This window comes from Onishia niordana, from assembly GCF_004798965.1.
GTDB classification, from domain to species: domain Bacteria; phylum Pseudomonadota; class Gammaproteobacteria; order Pseudomonadales; family Halomonadaceae; genus Onishia; species Onishia niordana.
In genome coordinates this window covers 431,399-447,935 of record NZ_SDSD01000003.1, presented here as the reverse complement: position 1 = coordinate 447,935, position 16,537 = coordinate 431,399, and the positions used below count along the sequence as shown (strand labels likewise).

Annotated in this window: 17 protein-coding genes; 5 read left to right on the top strand and 12 right to left on the bottom strand. The window is 56.9% G+C overall.

The window, feature by feature from the left end; all coding sequences use genetic code 11:
- Positions 1-102: 102 nt before the first annotated feature.
- Positions 103-735, bottom strand: a complete 633-nt coding sequence (locus ETC27_RS08680) for a helix-turn-helix domain-containing protein (protein WP_136254599.1) — start codon at positions 733-735, stop codon at positions 103-105.
- A gap of 206 nt (positions 736-941) precedes the next feature.
- Positions 942-1,877 carry a histone deacetylase family protein gene (locus tag ETC27_RS08675; RefSeq protein ID WP_136254598.1) on the bottom strand — a complete coding sequence of 312 codons (936 nt, stop codon included), beginning with the start codon at positions 1,875-1,877 and terminating at the stop codon, positions 942-944.
- A gap of 106 nt (positions 1,878-1,983) precedes the next feature.
- On the opposite strand from ETC27_RS08675, the gene ETC27_RS08670 reads away from it, so the two are divergent.
- The 4 genes from ETC27_RS08670 (at position 1,984) to ETC27_RS08655 (ending at position 8,062) form a co-directional block, all read left to right on the top strand.
- Positions 1,984-4,749, top strand: coding sequence for a bifunctional acetate--CoA ligase family protein/GNAT family N-acetyltransferase (locus tag ETC27_RS08670; protein ID WP_136254597.1), 2,766 nt, complete (start codon positions 1,984-1,986; stop codon positions 4,747-4,749).
- Positions 4,750-4,971: 222 nt separating this feature from the next.
- Entirely contained in the window at positions 4,972-6,174 is a 1,203-nt protein-coding gene (locus ETC27_RS08665; RefSeq protein WP_136254596.1) for a quaternary amine ABC transporter ATP-binding protein, read from the top strand.
- Position 6,175: 1 nt separating this feature from the next.
- Positions 6,176-7,015 carry an ABC transporter permease gene (locus ETC27_RS08660; RefSeq protein ID WP_136254595.1) on the top strand — a complete coding sequence of 280 codons (840 nt, stop codon included), beginning with the start codon at positions 6,176-6,178 and terminating at the stop codon, positions 7,013-7,015.
- 168 nt (positions 7,016-7,183) lie between these two features.
- Complete coding sequence (locus tag ETC27_RS08655; RefSeq protein WP_136254594.1) at positions 7,184-8,062, top strand: glycine betaine ABC transporter substrate-binding protein; 879 nt, start codon at positions 7,184-7,186, stop codon at positions 8,060-8,062.
- A 133-nt stretch (positions 8,063-8,195) separates the two neighbouring features.
- Here the strand turns inward: ETC27_RS08655 and pdxH are convergent, their stop codons facing one another.
- From pdxH to ETC27_RS08620, 7 genes are all read right to left on the bottom strand, one after another.
- On the bottom strand, positions 8,196-8,837 hold the full coding sequence (pdxH, locus tag ETC27_RS08650; protein ID WP_136254593.1) for a pyridoxamine 5'-phosphate oxidase: 642 nt from the start codon (positions 8,835-8,837) through the stop codon (positions 8,196-8,198).
- Positions 8,838-8,927: 90 nt separating this feature from the next.
- Entirely contained in the window at positions 8,928-9,275 is a 348-nt protein-coding gene (locus ETC27_RS08645; RefSeq protein ID WP_136254592.1) for a branched-chain amino acid transporter permease, read from the bottom strand.
- Complete coding sequence (locus ETC27_RS08640) at positions 9,272-9,925, bottom strand: AzlC family ABC transporter permease (protein WP_240724856.1); 654 nt, start codon at positions 9,923-9,925, stop codon at positions 9,272-9,274. The genes ETC27_RS08645 and ETC27_RS08640 overlap by 4 nt, the downstream gene beginning before the upstream one ends.
- A gap of 68 nt (positions 9,926-9,993) precedes the next feature.
- Entirely contained in the window at positions 9,994-10,398 is a 405-nt protein-coding gene (locus ETC27_RS08635) for a DUF2069 domain-containing protein (protein ID WP_136254590.1), read from the bottom strand.
- On the bottom strand, positions 10,398-11,018 hold the full coding sequence (gene wrbA / locus ETC27_RS08630; protein WP_136254589.1) for an NAD(P)H:quinone oxidoreductase: 621 nt from the start codon (positions 11,016-11,018) through the stop codon (positions 10,398-10,400). The genes ETC27_RS08635 and wrbA overlap by 1 nt, the downstream gene beginning before the upstream one ends.
- Before the next feature lie 34 nt (positions 11,019-11,052).
- Complete coding sequence (locus tag ETC27_RS08625) at positions 11,053-11,400, bottom strand: arsenate reductase family protein (protein ID WP_240724855.1); 348 nt, start codon at positions 11,398-11,400, stop codon at positions 11,053-11,055.
- Positions 11,401-11,569: 169 nt separating this feature from the next.
- Positions 11,570-11,983 carry a gamma-glutamylcyclotransferase family protein gene (locus tag ETC27_RS08620; RefSeq protein ID WP_136254587.1) on the bottom strand — a complete coding sequence of 138 codons (414 nt, stop codon included), beginning with the start codon at positions 11,981-11,983 and terminating at the stop codon, positions 11,570-11,572.
- Between the two features lie 124 nt (positions 11,984-12,107).
- Here ETC27_RS08620 and smrA point away from each other — a divergent pair, with 124 nt between their 5' ends.
- The gene (gene smrA, locus ETC27_RS08615; protein ID WP_136254586.1) at positions 12,108-12,692 is read left to right on the top strand and encodes a DNA endonuclease SmrA; all 585 of its coding nucleotides are present in this window, start codon (positions 12,108-12,110) and stop codon (positions 12,690-12,692) included.
- A 104-nt stretch (positions 12,693-12,796) separates the two neighbouring features.
- Here the strand turns inward: smrA and ETC27_RS08610 are convergent, their stop codons facing one another.
- From ETC27_RS08610 to ETC27_RS08600, 3 genes are all read right to left on the bottom strand, one after another.
- A complete protein-coding gene (locus ETC27_RS08610; RefSeq protein WP_136254585.1) occupies positions 12,797-13,315 on the bottom strand; it encodes a DUF934 domain-containing protein in 519 nt (172 codons plus the stop codon).
- Positions 13,308-14,960, bottom strand: a complete 1,653-nt coding sequence (locus ETC27_RS08605) for a nitrite/sulfite reductase (RefSeq protein WP_136254584.1) — start codon at positions 14,958-14,960, stop codon at positions 13,308-13,310. The genes ETC27_RS08610 and ETC27_RS08605 overlap by 8 nt, the downstream gene beginning before the upstream one ends.
- Positions 14,961-15,197: 237 nt before the next feature.
- Entirely contained in the window at positions 15,198-16,514 is a 1,317-nt protein-coding gene (locus ETC27_RS08600; protein ID WP_136254583.1) for an MATE family efflux transporter, read from the bottom strand.
- Positions 16,515-16,537 lie beyond the last annotated feature (23 nt).

Genomic DNA, 16,537 nt, shown 5'->3' with positions numbered 1-16,537 from the left:
CCTGCCTGCCTGCTTGGCTTGGCGCTGCTCCATGGCACAGTAAAACGCCCCGACGCAGTTCATCTGCGCCGGGGCGTTTTACTATGAGGCCAAGCTATTGTTTTAGCTTGAGTTGCTGCGCGTACAGACCGACAGCACGACGGCATCCTCGTCGCTGATGGACACCAGGGCATGCCCCATGTCGCTGTCAAAATAGATGCTGTCGCCATGCTCCAGCCGTAAAGGCTCGTAAAACTCGGTGTAGAGTAGGATTCCCCCTTCGAGGACGATCAGGAATTCCTCGCCATCGTGCCGCACCCATTCACTGAATTCGCTGAAAGCGCGGGCACGGACGATGGTCTTGAAAGGTATCATATGCTTCTGGGCCAGCTGCCACGACAGAAGCTCGTGCTCGTAAGTAGGTGTCGGATGTTGCTGACCGTCACCCGCTCGGGTCAGGTCGCGTCGGCCAAGGGTTCGGCTCTGGGGTTTGGGCTGCTTGAGTAGCTGGGGAAGGTCAATGTCGAGCCCGTTGATAAGCTTCTGAACGGCGGTGAATGTCGGGGAGATGTGATCATTTTCGATCTTGGACAAGGTCGAGCGAGCCAAGCCGGTTCGCTTGCTGACATCTTCCAGCGTCCAGCGGTTAGACAGTCGGATTTCCTTGAGTCGCTCCCCAAGCTGCAGTGGCTCGACAAAAGCCTTACGGCCTGACGTGATCTGCAGGGCGGCGGTTTGATCGTTATTGGCGCTCATTGTTTTTTCACTATCGGAAACTTAGTTTCCGCTAGGCTATCACAGCCAGCCCCGCTGAGATGGCGCTTTTTTTACCCTCCACCATGTCTTCTCGTCTCGGCCCATCGTCTCATTTACATGGGTGAGCCAAGAATGAATTCTTGTATCGAGGTGGGGCAGCATTTCCTGGGTAGTGGAAACACATAACGCATAGGCTTCGGTAGATGTCATTCCTCGAAGGGCAAGCCGAGCAGGGCACTGACGTGGGCTTCGGCACAACGGCCAAGCGCTTCCATGTCATACCCGCCCTCGAGTACCGACACCACACGATTATCGGCATACAGCGCCGCAATTTCCATGGCGAGGTGCGTCACCCAATGAAAGTCAGCGGCTTCTAGGCACATATCGGCCATGGGATCGTTTCGGTGGGCGTCGAAGCCGGCAGAGAGCAGTACAAGGTCGGGCTTGTAGGCATGCAGAGCTGGTAGCCAATGATCTTCCACTGCGCGCCTGAAAGCCGGCCCGTCGGTACCGGGCGGTATCGGGGTGTCGATGATGTTATGCCATTGGCTGCGAAGATAGCGCCATGGATAAAACGGGAATTGAAAACTCGAGCAGACCATCACGTTAGGATGATCCTTGAAAATGTCGATAGTCCCATTGCACTGGTGTACATCGAAATCGAGGATGGCGACGCGCCTTGCTCCATGTTTTTCGATGGCATGAGCTGCCCCGACGGCAATGTTGTTGAGAAAACAGAACCCCATCGCATCGGTAGCCTCGGCGTGATGGCCGGGAGGGCGCACCGCACAGAAGACATTATCGGCCTGACCACGATAAACCTGGTCCACACCTCGCACTACCGCGCCTGCGGCATGGCGTGCAGCATCCATGCTTGCTGGGTTCATCAGGGTATCGCCATCGAGAACAGTAATACCTTCCTCTGGCACGCAGCGCTCGAGTGACGCCAGGTGGCGACGTGGATGAACGCGCTCAATTTGCTCATCCGTTGCCGGTTTGGATTCTGACTGCATGGTTTGTTGCAGCACGCCGCTCAACGCTAGCCGTGCACGAATGGACTCAATTCGTAGCGGGCTCTCCGGATGTTCGGGCCCCATAAAGTGATCATGGCATCGAGGGTGGGTGATGTATGAGGTGATCATCGACGGCTCCGGAGTTATTAATGCGACCTTAATCGCCATGCTTCCTTGCATGACAGTGGCAATAAGTCGTACACAAGAACACTACACCCACGCGGGAGGATAGGTCTTGGGTACGCGATTCTTACGCCACTTCTTCGAGCCACACAGCCTGGTCGTGATTGGGGCCTCAGAAAAGCCGCACTCCATGGGCGGGCTGGTGGTGCAAAACCTCCAGGAGAGCGGTTTCCCCGGCAAGCTTTGGTCGGTCAATACCAAGGGGTACGAAAGTGTCCATGGTGTCCCCTGTTTCAGTCATGTCGCTGACCTACCGGCGGTGCCTGAGCTTGCTGTGATCTGTGCGCCGGTGGAGGAGGTTCCCGACTTGCTGGGAGAACTTGGTACGGCAGGTGTTCGTGCCGCGATGGTGTTGTCCGGTGGGTCCCACCTCGATGATCGTAGTCACGACGGCGGCTCCATCCGTGAGCAGATGCTGCGTGCCGCCAGGCCCTCGGGGATTCGCGTACTGGGACCAGAATGCATGGGCATACTGGTCCCCGGGCGGCGGCTCAATGCGTCTTATTCCGGGCAGCCGGTCAAAGCAGGCCGTGTCGCCTACCTGGGCCAGTCGGGCATGCTTGGCAATGCCATCATCGACTGGGCGGCCGGACGTGGTATCGGCCTATCGCACCTTGTAACCGTTGGCGACAGTGTCGACGTTCTTCTGCCTGATCTGCTCGACTACATCAACCAATATACGGCAGCCCAGTCCATCATGCTGCATCTTGAGCGTACGCCGGATGCTCAGCACTTGATGACGGCTCTTCGCGAGGCTTCCCGTCATCGGCTAGTCCTCGCCATTAAGAGCGGGCGTACACCTGCCTCATCATTATCGAACATGCCACCAACGCCGGGTATTGCGAACCGAGACGTGATCTTCGATGCCGCACTGGCGAGGGCCGGGGTCGTGCGTGTCGATAATTCCGATGAGTTGTTCGATGCGCTGGAAACGCTGTCGCGTATGCGGCCCCTACGCGGTGACCGCTTGGCGATTGTCTCCAATGGGTTGGGGCCTGCGATGCTGGCCATCGATCGGTTGATCAGCCAAGGCGGACGGCTGGCCGATTTCAACCAACAGACCCGCGAGGCGCTGGCAAGAGACGACATGGATATGACGCTGCCGGGACGCAACCCGGTAGATCTTGGCGGCGGCGCGACACCGGAACAGATCGTTGATGTGCTGGCCATTGTGGCCGCCGATCCCGGCGTGGACGCAGTGTTGCTGGTACACGCACCGACTCGCCTGGCGCCGTCGAAGGTTACCGCTGAGGCGGTGGTCGCCAATCGCCGGCGTCTCAAGCGCAACCTGCTTACCAGCTGGATGGGCCTGGAGCAGGCACTGTCTGCTCGGCATGAGAGCAACCTGGCGGGTATCCCGACGTATATGTCACCTGAGAAGGCGGTGGGTGCCTTCATGCATATGGTCAATTATCGACGCGTGCAGGCATTGCTGCAGCAAACGCCGCCCTCGTTGCCCTTTGCTACCAGTGCGGGCATCCGTCAGCAGTGTCATGAGTTGATCAATCAGGCCCTCGAACAGCAGCGGTATTGTCTTACACATGCCGAAACGGCGCAGGTGCTGGCCGCCTACGGTATTGATACACCTGAAAGCCGCTATGCCGTTACGGCGGAGGAGGGCGTAGCTGCAGCTCGAACCCTTTTCGCTGCAGAAGCGGATCCGAGTGCTGCTCTCGCATTGAAGATCGTCCACGATAACAACATCGTGCCATTTCGTTATCGAAGCCATCCCCACAAGCTCTCGGCAGGATTGCTCCAGGATCTCACGAGTCCCGAACAAGTCGCAGATGCCATGAGCCGGCTAGAGCAGAAAGTCCAAGAGAAGTTTCCTGAGTCGGGCATCCATGAGTTTTGCCTTCAGCCCATGCGGCGTGGCAAGCACTCACTGCAACTGTGTGCTGGCATCACGCGAGACGCAGAGTTCGGTCCCGTTGTGGTGTTTGGGGTTGGAGGGTACAAGGTCAATGTGTTGGCCGACCGCCATGTGGCGTTTCCCCCCTTGAACATGACGCTGGCGGCTGACCTGATTAGCCGAACCCACGCGGCCAAGCTGATAGAAGAGCATTCCCGTCAACCGCAAAAAGATATCGATACGATCTGTGAGTTGTTGGTGAAGTTATCCCAGGTGGCATCCGACCTGCCGCGCCTGAAAGGGATGGAGATCAATCCGCTGCTGCTCAACAACGATGGACTCCTGGCGGTGGATTTTGCCTTGGACCTAGGGGCTCCCGCCCGCCATGCGATCATGCCGTATCCTGAAGAACTTCGGGAAAGAGTCGAGCTCGATGGTATGGACGTTGAGGTGAGACCCATTCGGGCAGAAGACGCGCCGCTGATCACCGGCTTTCACAAGCACCTATCCAAGGAGAGCATTCGCTTTCGTTACTTCCATCACAAAGCGGATCTGACCAAGCGAGATCTGGCGACCTTAGCCGACATCAATTATGACCGCCAGATGGCTTTCATTGCTGTGCGATCGGATGAGTCTGGTCAGTCAGAGATGATGGGGGTTGTGCGAGTATGGAACGATCCGGACAACATCCGCACCGAGTTCTCGATCATCATTCGCGATGACCTGCATGGTCATGGGCTCGGACGCCTATTGATGACCAAGATGATTCGCTACTGCCAGGGAGTAGGAACGCTCGAGATGTTCGGCAAGATCATGATCGATAACCAGCCCATGCGTTCACTATTGAAGCAACTGGGATTTCGCCTTCGCTACAACATGGAAGAACAGGTGGTTGATGCATTTCTCAGCTTGAATGAACCCGAGTCTGACTGGCAGCGACACCGTCTCGCCTCGCCTCAAGACTAAGGGGTGTGAGGTCTATCCCCTGGCCGGCCAGCAGCGTGTGCTGTCACCTGGAAAGGTTGCGTGCGTTGATTGATCATCAGCTGTTCTGATTTGAGGGGGTATTTATAAGTATGTATGATCTCGCCAGTTCAATCACGACAGTCATAGACCGCGCATAGCCGGTTAGGTCTTACGATCGGCCTATCAAGGCATGTTGGTATGACATAACTACAGGCAAAGCCGATGAGCGAAAAACGACCCGTCAAGATTCAGGTGCGCGGCCTCAGCAAGGTCTTTGGCAGCCAGCCGATGAAGGCTCTTGAGCTGCGCAATCAAGGGCTCAAGCGACCTGAAATCCTGGAAAAGACCGGCCAGACGCTGGGTTTGTCCAACCTTGACTTCGACGTCTACGAGGGTGAGCTTCTGGTGATCATGGGACTTTCCGGCTCCGGCAAGTCGACCCTGATCCGCTGTCTCAATCGCCTGATCGATACCACCGAAGGCGAGATCATTATCGACGACGAGAATATTCCGACGCTCAGCACCAAAGAGTTGTTGGAATGTCGCCGTCGCCACTTTTCCATGGTCTTCCAGAACTTCGCTCTGTTCCCGCACCGTACGGTTCAGCAGAACGCCGAGTATGGTCTGGAAATCCGTGGTATCGACAAGGCCGAGCGGACAGAAACTGCGCGTAACTCACTGAAGCAAGTGGGTCTGGATGGCTGGGAAGATGCCATGCCCAGCCAGCTTTCCGGTGGCATGCAGCAGCGAGTCGGCCTGGCGCGTGCACTGGCCAATGACTCAAGCGTCTTGTTGATGGATGAGGCCTTCTCGGCGCTCGATCCGCTGATCCGCAAGGATATGCAACAGGAACTGCTCGAGCTGCAGCATCGCATGAAGAAGACCACGGTCTTTATTACCCACGACCTCGATGAAGCCCTCAACATCGGCGACCGCATCATCCTGCTCAAGGATGGTGAGATCGTGCAAATCGGCACGCCGGAAGAAATATTGACCGCGCCGGCTGATGAATATGTCGAGCGTTTCATCGAGGGCGTGGATATGTCGCGTATCCTCACCGCCCGCCATGCCATGCGTCCCGTTCGTGCCACGGCCCGTGAAGATGACGGTCCGCGTACGGCACTTCGCAAGATGAGTGAGAACGGCCTGGACTCGATCTATGTCACCAGCCGCGATCGCAAGCTCGTTGGCCTAATCGATGCTGAAACAGCCGAAAGAGCGGTCAAGGAAGGCCAGCAGACGATTGATTCATTGATCATCCAGAACTTCCGCAGTGTTGCTCCGGATGAGCCGATGCATAACCTCTTTGCCATGTTCAGCGACAAGAGTTTCCCCATTGCAGTGATTGACGATGAGCGTCGCCTACTTGGGGTCGTGGTCAAGGGTGCGGTACTGGCCGAACTGGCAGAAGCAGGAGACAACTGAGATGGCGATTGAAATTCCCCGTATCGAGTTGGGTGACTGGATCGAGTCCGGTCTTAACTACCTAACCAGCAACTATTCCGGCGTCACTCGCGGTATTTCCGCAGTTACGCAGACTGGTATCAATGGCCTCAATGATCTGTTGATGTGGCTCCCCGAGTGGGGCTTGATGGGCTTGATTGCACTGTTGTGCTGGCGAATGTCTGGCCTTCGTCTGGGTATCGGTGCCGTGTTGGGTCTGGCCCTGATCTGGAACCTGGACCTGTGGGATCCGATGATCGAATCGTTGACACTGGTAGTGATCGCTACGCTGGTGGCGGTCGTGATCGCGATTCCTGTCGGTATCGCTGCGGCGCTGTCCGAGCGGCTCTATCGAGTGATTATGCCGGTGCTTGACTTCATGCAGACCATGCCGGCCTTCGTGTACCTGATCCCGGCAATTCCGTTTTTCGGTATTGGCTCGGTATCGGCCATCTTTGCCACGGTGATTTTCTCCATGCCGCCGGCGATTCGCTTCACGACGCTCGGTATTCGTCAGGTTCCCAAGGATCTGATCGAAGCCGCGGATGCATTCGGCTCCACGACGTCGCAGAAGCTTTTCAAAGTTCAGTTGCCGTTGTCGTTGCCTACCGTGATGGCAGGCATCAACCAGACCATCATGCTAGCCCTGTCGATGGTCGTGATCGCGGCCATGATCGGTGCCGATGGCTTGGGCAATGAAGTGTGGCGCGCCATTCAACGCTTGCGTCCCGGCGATGGCTTCGAGGCTGGTATCGCGGTAGTGATTCTTGCCATGCTGCTTGATCGCCTCACTCAGTCTTTCCGTAAGACACGTAAGTCCTGATGCATTGCGTGATTCGCCATCCCGTCCTCCTTTCGAGTATGGGATGTCGGAAGCATGACGTACGGCAGCTCGCGTCATGCGAAGGTCAGGCGCAACCTGAATGCATGTTTTATGAGGTACTGCGTTTGATGTCCTGCTAGATACCAATAAGCAACGAAGAGGTGAAAGATGTTCGATATCAAGACTCTGTCACGCGGTGTGCGCCTTGGCGCTATGATGTTGGCAGCGGGGACCGCTGTCGCAGCCGGCCAGGCGCAAGCTCAAGAGAAGGGTACCGTCACTCTTGCCTACGTTGAGTGGGCCTCGGAAGTCGCTTCTACCAACGTGGTGCGTGCCGTATTGGAAGATCAGGGCTATGACGTTGAAATGTCATCACTCTCGGCCGCTGCCATGTGGCAGGCACTATCCTACGGTGATGCAGACGGCATCGTGGCGGCCTGGCTCCCTACCACACACGCGGATTACTTCGACCGCGTGAAAGATAGCGTCGAGGACCTGGGCCCGAATCTGGATGGCACTAAACTGGGGCTTGTGGTTCCTGCCTACAGCGACATGGAGACCATCTCGGATATCGATGCCAATGCTGAAGCTCTCGATGGTCAGATTGTAGGTATCGATCCGGGCGCCGGCTTGATGAGCCTCACCGAAGAGGTGATCGAGGAATATGATCTCGAGACTGATCTTCGCAGTGGTAGTGGGGCGACCATGACAGCAGCTCTCGCCAGTGCCATCCAGAATGAAGAAGAAATTGTGGTGACCAGCTGGACGCCGCACTGGATGTTCGCTCGCTGGGATCTCAAGTATCTTGATGACCCGAAAAATGTCTATGGTGGTGCTGAGCAGATTCACACCATCGTTCGGGACGACCTGAAAGAAGACATGCCGGGTGCTTACGCGATCCTCGATAACTTCGAGTGGACGCCTGAGTTGATGGGTGAAGTCATGCTCATGAACCAGAAAGAAGACAGCGATCCCTATGAGGTTGCCAAGCAGTGGGTTGCAGAGAACCAAGATGTGGTTCAAGAGTGGCTGCCATCTGACCAGTAATGTCGGTTAACCTGCTCCACTGAAAACAACGCCCCCGGCCACATTGGTCGGGGGCGTATTCTTGCGAATAGACAAGTGCTGGAAAGCATGGCGTATACCACACAGAGCTCCCTGAAAGTAGGGAGCGGTGGCATTAGGGGGCAAGGCGCACCTTGAACCATTCTCCATCACGAACCTGATAGCGAATACGGTCATGTAGTCGACTCGGCTGACCCTGCCAGAACTCGATCACTTCGGGTAAGAGCCTATAGCCTCCCCAGTGTGCAGGGCGGTGAATGTCCTGCCCAGCATAGGCTTGCTCGAAACGGGACTGGCGATCCTCAATCCATTGACGATTGGGGATTTCCACGCTTTGCGTGGCGACCCAGGTACCAAGCTGGCTTTCTCGCGGCCGACTGGCAAAATACCGGTCGGACTCCTCCGCCGTGACCTGCTCCACTCGGCCCTCAATGCGAACCTGGCGGCTCAGGGAGGGCCACCAGAAGACCAGCGCTGCATGCGGAATAGTCGCCAGTTCGCTGCCCTTGTGGCTTAGATAGTTAGTGTAAAATACCATGCCGCGCTGGTCGTATCCCTTGAGTAGTACGACGCGCGCATGGGGGCGGCACTGGCTATCAACGGTGGCAAGTGTCATGGCATTGCCATCTATGCCTTCGCTTTCGAGCGCTAGCGCCAGCCACTCGTCGAAGAGTGTATCGGGTGTTTCAGGCGTATTCTCTTCGCTTAGACTGCCGCCTTCGTAGTCGCGCCGAATATCGGCAATGTTCCTTGTCATGGCAATCTCTCCCTCGCTATTTCCTCTATCTTCACCCTTGCGCGGCAAAGGCTCAACCGTTGTCGTGCTTGGCTGACAAACGAATTGTCCCTAGTCAAAAAGCTGGATCATGGCCATATAGCTGACGGTACCGGTAACAATCGATAGCAGAGCGTTATGCCGCCACAACTGCAGCAAGGCCACAATCAGGGCTGCTAGCAGCATCGCTAACCCATTAGCGCCAAGGTTTACTGCACCATTGCTTAGAGGGCGCCAGTCACGCATCGCGTAAGTCACCAGAATCAGCATCACCGCTGGTGGCAGGTAACGACCGAGATGCAGGACCAGCGGATGTTCGGCCTGACGCGAAAAGGCGATGAAGGGCAGTACGCGTGTCGCGAAGGTGGCAAGTGCGCACACGGCGATGAAACCAAGCAGAAAAAGTGGATCCTCTGTCATGAAGCATCCGCCTGTTGAGGCGCTCTCATATCCAACCGGTACTGGATCAGCAGGATCATGCTGGCAGCGGCAATGGCTCCCAGTAACATATGTCGATCTGGCAGCAATGCCAGGGCAGCTAGCGCTGTAGCCATGGCAACGATGAAGGGCATCCATCGGCGAAGGCGTCGCGCTTGTTCGATTGTCAGTACGATGAACAAGGCCGTCAGCACAAATTCAATGCCGGTTGTGTCGAAGGCAAGCTGACTTCCAATCATGACGCCGGCAAGCGTTCCTAGCACCCACCACAACTGGTTCAAAGCGCTGAGCTTGATAGCCATCGTATGATCTTTTTTCACGGGGCCGCGATGCGAAGTCAAGAGTGAATACGTTTCATCGGTCAGTGCGAAGATAAGGTACGGCTTGCGCCACCCTGCTCCGCTGAAGACCCCTAATAGCGACAAGCCATAGAAGAGGTGTCGAGAATTAAGCATCAGGGTCGCCACCGCGACTTCCATGAGGCCGGCCTGATTGGCCAACAAGGCTACGGCCAGGAATTGCCCAGCCCCGGCGTAAATCACAAGTGACATGGTTAGCGCTGCCCACCAGGGAATGCCAACATCCATCGCCAGGATGCCGAAAGCGGCTCCCAGCGGCAGATAGCCGAACATGACTGGCATGGTGGCCTTTACCGCAGAATGCCAATCAGTTCCGACAGAGGAATCAGCTTGGTGTGACGTCATTGCTCAGATTGTCGACGCAGTTGGCGGCTACGAAACCGTGCATAACCGAGACTGCCAACAAAAAGAGCCAGCGAGGCCAATGCAATCAGTACGCCAAAAAGGCCCTGGCCGGGTAGGGTGGCGAACATGACGCCCTGCATGAAGTAGAGCAGGCTGACAAAGCACAGCCAAGCATGGCCACGGGCCCGCTTGATGAGAATCGATGGCAGAAACAATAGCAGCGGGACGATTCTCACCAGTAGGGGGCCCCAGCCATCGGTCTGCACGTCATGAATGATCAGGCCGCCATAACTTAGCAGGGCGATCAGGGAAATATAGCTGTAGAGCACCAGTCGGCGAGTCTTGTCGACCAGCGCGTCCAGGCCTCGTTCGCGCTCCATACGTTCCATCCACTGTCGCATCAGGCCTCCTCGCGCATAGTACCAAGTGCCAATGAAAGGCGTGCGAGGCGGCGACCCTGAGCGATACACAGGTTTCTTTCCTGCTCGTCGAGGGAGCGGTTGCTGCGCTGTCCGGCAAGATGAGTTGCACCGTAGGGCGTGCCACCGGTGGTTGTCGTGAAGAGCTCTGTTTCGCTGTAGGGCAAACCGGAAAGCACCATGCCGTGATGCAGAAGCGGGATGAGCATCGTCATGAGCGTGGTTTCTTGCCCACCATGGAGGCTTGCTGTCGAGGTGAAGGCGCTAGCCGGCTTATCGACCAGCGTGCCGTTCATCCATAGCTCGCTGGTGCTATCCAGGAAATACTTGAGCGGGGCTGCCATATTGCCAAAACGAGTCGGACTGCCAATGGCAAGACCGGCGCAGTGTCTGAGGTCATCAAGGCTTGCATAGACAGGACCATCAGCGGGGATATCAGAATCGACCGCTTCACAGGTAGCCGAGACCGGTGGGACGGTACGCAGCCTTGCATCGATACCGGGCTGCGACTCGACGCCGGCAGCCATGGCCTCGGCCATTGCGCGTGTCGCTCCATGGCGGGAATAAAAGAGTATCAGCACGTACGGAGTGGATGTGCTCATCGTGGCTCCAGGGAACGAGAATTGAAAAGGTGAATCAGGCAGCATCAACTAGGGTGAGTACCGCTTCGGGAGGCCTGCCGATAACCGCCTGGTCACCCCGGTCGGCAATGGGGCGCTGCATCAGTTTCGGGGTAGTGACAATGGCACTGATAACGGCTTCGCGATCCTGGATATCGATGCTCTGGCTTTTCCATTCAGCCTCGTTCGTTCGCACCAAGGCGTCGAGGCCACCGTCGAGACGGTCTAGCAGATCGTTGAGTTGTTCGGCACTTAGCGGGTCATTGAGGTAGCGATGAACACGAAACTCGATGTCGGCGTCTTCCAGCAGGGCAAGTGCCTGGCGAGATTTTGAGCAGCGAGGATTGTGATAGAGGGTGATCACGTCGCAGAGGTCCTTGTGAAAGCAAGTAAAGTAATTGCCGATATTGTAGGCGGCCCCCAAATACCCCACAACCATTAGACGGAGTATAGGTAGGCATGGTTTTATACCGTTATCTTCTCTAGCTATGAATAAGCTGATAGAAGTGGAAGCTGGTTAAACAGAAAAGTTCTCACAGACGCACGTATACCCACACATTACTCCCGTCGGCTATCTGAACCCGAACTCGCTCATAGCGATAACCAAGACGTTCGTAACGATCCAGCGCTGCAAGCTCTTCTTCGCTGACATTGAGTACCAATCCTTCGACTTGATGCCCCTGTTCAGCAACCAGATCCAGCTCCCGCTTGCGATAGCCCGGCAGGATGGCAGCATCGGGACTTCCCGCCCGCCCATAGACCAGCCAGCGAACGGGGGCATGCGTCAGGGTGCCATAGACGAACACTTGAGACTCGCCATCCGGGATCGCCGCCAGATCCTCGGGGGGCTCATACCCGAAAGGGCTCAGCAGGACCCACCACAAGTAAACGGCAGCGATCATCATCAAGCCGATCGTTGAGCCGAGAGCGTATCGCAGGACGCGCATGGGTGTGTCCTTTATTTGATTAACGTTGTCAGGGGGTTCGCGTACTCATCCTGGCATGGCATGCTTCTTGGAGGCTAGTCAGGGCATCGAGCTGTTTCTACACGCCGTGTCGGAGGTGATCAGCATGAGCATGATGGATCGTGAGTTTCGACGTCAGATGGGAGACGTTCGTCCTATTGCCAAGGGAAGGGATAGAGCGGATGTGAGCCATCGAAGCAAGGGGCCGAACGAGGCACAGCAAGCTCGACGCCATGCAGCACAGCAGTTAAATGAGCAGGGCAATTTTCTGTCTGATGACTTCGTGGAACTGGTGGGGTCTCATGATCCGCTAGAGTATCGGCGTGATGGCATTCAGTTGGGTGTAGTAGAGCGCCTTCGTCATGGTGGTTATGCCCCCGAAGCTCACTTGCATCTGCAGCGTCGTCCTTTGTCGGAATGTCGCCGCGAGTTGTTCGGCTTCATTCGGGATGCGCATGAGCAAGGGTTACGTTCCTTGATGGTGGTTCATGGGCGAGGGCGCGAGGATGAGAGCCCTGCCAACATACTGCGTTCCTACCTGGCCAAGTGGCTGGCTCAGTTTGACGAAGTGCAGGCCTTTGCCTCTGCACCCGCGTCTCAGGGGGGGCTCGGGGCCACGCTGGTCATGTTGAGGAAGTCAGAGCGCGCAAGAGCCAACAACCGTGAGCGTCAACAGAAGCGGCGCGGATGAAAAGATCACTTTCCATTGCCATAAAACGCAAAACGCCAAGGCCCGGTTTGAAACGGGCCTTGGCAGAATGGCTGTCGACGAACACCAGACGAGTGAAACCGGTGTTAGGACTGGTTGCCTTCGCGCAGACGACGCTCGAATAACGCCTCCTGGGTATCGACACCAGGCTGATAACTTACGCTGAACGCCCCCAGGGCACGCTGGGCGTCATCCAGGCGCTGGTCATCGCGCAACGCCAGCGCATCGAAACCACAGCGGCTCATGTAATAAAGCTGATCGACCAATACGTCACCGATGGCGCGGATCTCACCCTGATAGCCGTAGCGTTCACGCAGTAGTCGGGCGAGGGTATAGCCACGGCCATCCGTAAAGGCGGGAAAATCGATGGCAATCCGCGGTGATGCCATCAACGTTTCAGCAAGCTCGCCATCAAGCTCTGTATCACTAGGCAGCCAGGGCGCTAGGCCTTCATCCTTACTGGCCTCAAGCCACAACGTAAGCGGTACGATCGCCGGGCGCGCTTGGGGCAGTGTCTCGCTGTCCCGAGAAAGCGACCAGGTGTCGGTTTCCGGCTCGCCCAGCTTGAGCAGCGTCTGGGCCAGCGTTAGCTGTTGATCAGGCATAGACCCGCTCCTTGAAAGGTTTGATCCCGATGCGACGGTACGTGTCGAGAAAGCGTTCATCGTCGTGACGCGTCTCGACGTATACTTTGAGTACCTTGTCGATGACGTCCGGAACATCTTCGCGATTGAAGGACGGCCCGAGGATCTTGCCGAGCGAGGCATCGTCGGTGGAGTTGCCGCCAAGCGAAACTTGATAGTACTCCTCACCTTTCTTGTCGACACCCAGGATGCCGATGTGGCCCACATGGTGGTGGCCGCAGGCATTCATGCAGCCGGAGATATTCAGATCCAGTGGTCCTAGGTCGTACAGGAAGTCCAGATCCTCGAAGCGCTCCTGAAGTGCCTGAGCGATGGGAATCGACACGGCATTGGCCAGGCCACAGAAGTCACCACCCGGGCAGCAGATGATGTCGTTGAGGGTGCCAACGGTCGGGTTGGCCATCCCCAGGTCGTCTAACGCCTGCCACAGGGCTTCCAGTTGATCCACGGGAACGTCGGAAAGCACGAGGTTTTGCTCGTGAGTCACGCGAACCTCTCCGAAGCTGAAGCGATCGGCGAGATCGGCCACGGCGTCCATCTGGTCGGACGTCACATCGCCGGGCGCCAATTCACGACGCTTGAGCGACAGCGTTACGGCCTTGTACCCCGGTACTTTGTGGTCAGTGACGTTGTTGGTCACGAAGCGCGCTAGGGCGCGATCTTCTTGGCGCCTTTGCTCATAGGTCGCGATAGCTTCTTCGCTGACCGGGCGACGCTCGGGCTCCGGAAAGTGAGACTTGGCAGCCTCTACGGCAGCGGGCGTCAGGGTCTGTGGCCCATCCTTGAGGTGTTGCCATTCGGCATCGACACGACGACGGAATTCCTCAATGCCCAATGCTTTAACAAGAATCTTGATGCGAGCCTTGAACTTGTTATCGCGGCGACCGAACTGGTTATAGACGCGCACGCACGCCTCAAGGTAGGTCAGCAGATGCTTCCAGGGAAGGTCATCACAGACGACATCGCCGATCATCGGCGTACGACCCAGGCCACCGCCTGCCAGAACGCGCACACGGACTTCGCCTTCGGCATCACGCCACATGCGCAGTCCAATGTCGTGAACCTGAATAGCGGCCCGGTCAGCGCTTGCACCACTGACCGCGATCTTGAACTTGCGGGGCAGGAAGGCGAACTCGGGATGCAGCGTCGACCATTGGCGAATCAGCTCGCACCAGGGGCGCGGGTCTTCGACTTCATCGGCGGCAATGCCCGCAAACTGGTCGCTGGTGGTATTGCGAATACAGTTGCCACTTGTCTGGATCGCATGCATCTGAACGTCGGCCAGTTCAGCGAGGATATCGGGAACTGTTTCGACGGCCGGCCAGTTGAGCTGCAAGTTCTGACGGGTGCTGAAATGACCGTATTCCCGATCATAACGCCGTGCGATCGACGCCAGGCGACGTAGCTGATCGCTTGACAGCATGCCGTAGGGGATCGCGATACGCAGCATCGGCGCATATTTCTGCAGATAGAGACCGTTCTGGAGGCGCAGCGGGCGGAATTCCTCTTCGCCCAGGCGGCCATCAAGGTAGCGGTCCATCTGGTCACGGAACTGGGTGACCCGCTCATCGACGAGGGTCTGGTCGTAGTTGTCGTACCGATACATTCAGTCGTGTCCTGCTGGTCAGGGCGTGATGAAGGAGTTGTGCCTATTACCGGCGACCATACTCCTAACCTTATATTCTATGAAAGAATAAATGTTCATAGTTTTTGATTGATTTGTTATTAGGCGTAAGCCATTCACATATTGGTTGTGGTTGGTGGGAACCACTCTGGCGTCTGCTCCTGCCTAGCTGTGCGTCATGGTAACAAGGAGAAGGCCTGTCATGGTGTCATGTCATCGTTATATCGCCAGTCGTTGCCAGTGGCGACGGTGCCAAATCAGCGCAAAGCCCAGCGAGTTTAGGCAGCGATAGCCAAGTTGAACCCACCAGATGCCAAGCAAGCCGTAACCCAATCCCACACCGATCCACCAGGCAAGAGGGAGAAAAACCAGCCACTGCATCGTCAGTGTCATCACCATCACCGTGCGGTTGGCACCTGCGCCAAGCAAAGCCTGCCCCAGTACCAGCGCACAGGCATCCAATACGATCATCAGTGCCGTCAACTGCAGCGGTAGATGTCCTAATGCCACCAGGGCGGGGTCGCGCAGGAAGATACCTAGCACTGCATCGGGGAATATCAGCATCGGCAGTGCGAGTACTGCCAGGCACATCCAAGCGATGCGCACCACATCCCAGCCCCAGCGGTGGGCGTCCTGATTCGACTGTTGCCCCATCGCCTGGCCGACCAGGCTCATTGCCGCTACCCCTAGGCCGACACCGGGAAGGATCAGCAACAACGAGAGATTCACCAGCACATGACCGACCGCCACACTGGCCGTGTTCAGCTGACCAAGAATCCAGAACAGCACCGTATAGCCGCCTGCAAACCAGAGTTGCTGGAAGGAATGCGGTGTCGCCAGGCGCAGAGTGGTGAGCAAGGTGCCAGCAGGATGGCCGAAGATAGGGGCTGCATGGCGATGCGTGTAGAGTGCCCATAGGATGAGTCCGAGCAGCAAGGAGAGACTGGTTCCTGCGCCTGCTCCAGCGGCACCGAGCGTAGGCAGGCCCGCGTAGCCAAAAATCAGCCCCACGCTTGTGAGTATGTTGACCCCGTGCGTGATCAAGATGATGCGCAGATAAATACCGGTCTGTTGAACGCCATTCCAGTAACCGCGAAAGCAGAAGATCATGGCAACCGCTACCAGAGAGACTACGCGCCAGCGAAAGTACTCGACTGCCTGGCTGCTGACGCCCGGATCCGGATTGATCAATCCAAGCAGTGTAGGGGCCTGCCACATACACAGCAGCGTCAGCGGCAGGCCCAGCGCTAGGGCAATCAACAGCCCGGCATACAGGGCATCGGTACGGTTGTGCCAGTTCTGCTCACCATGACGCCGGGCGGTCTGCGCTTGTACGCCAGAGGACAAGCCGAACACCAGGGCGGTGACCATGAACATGGCATAACCCCCAATACCGACACCGGCAAGCGCTGTTTCACCGAGCGAACCGACAAGGGCAGCATCGATGAGATTGAGCAGACTTTGCGACAGCATGCCAGCAATGATCGGCAGCGCTAACTTGAGGATGGTATTGCGTCGCGAGGGTTCGGGCAGCATGCCGTCTTCCGGTCAAGTGAGGA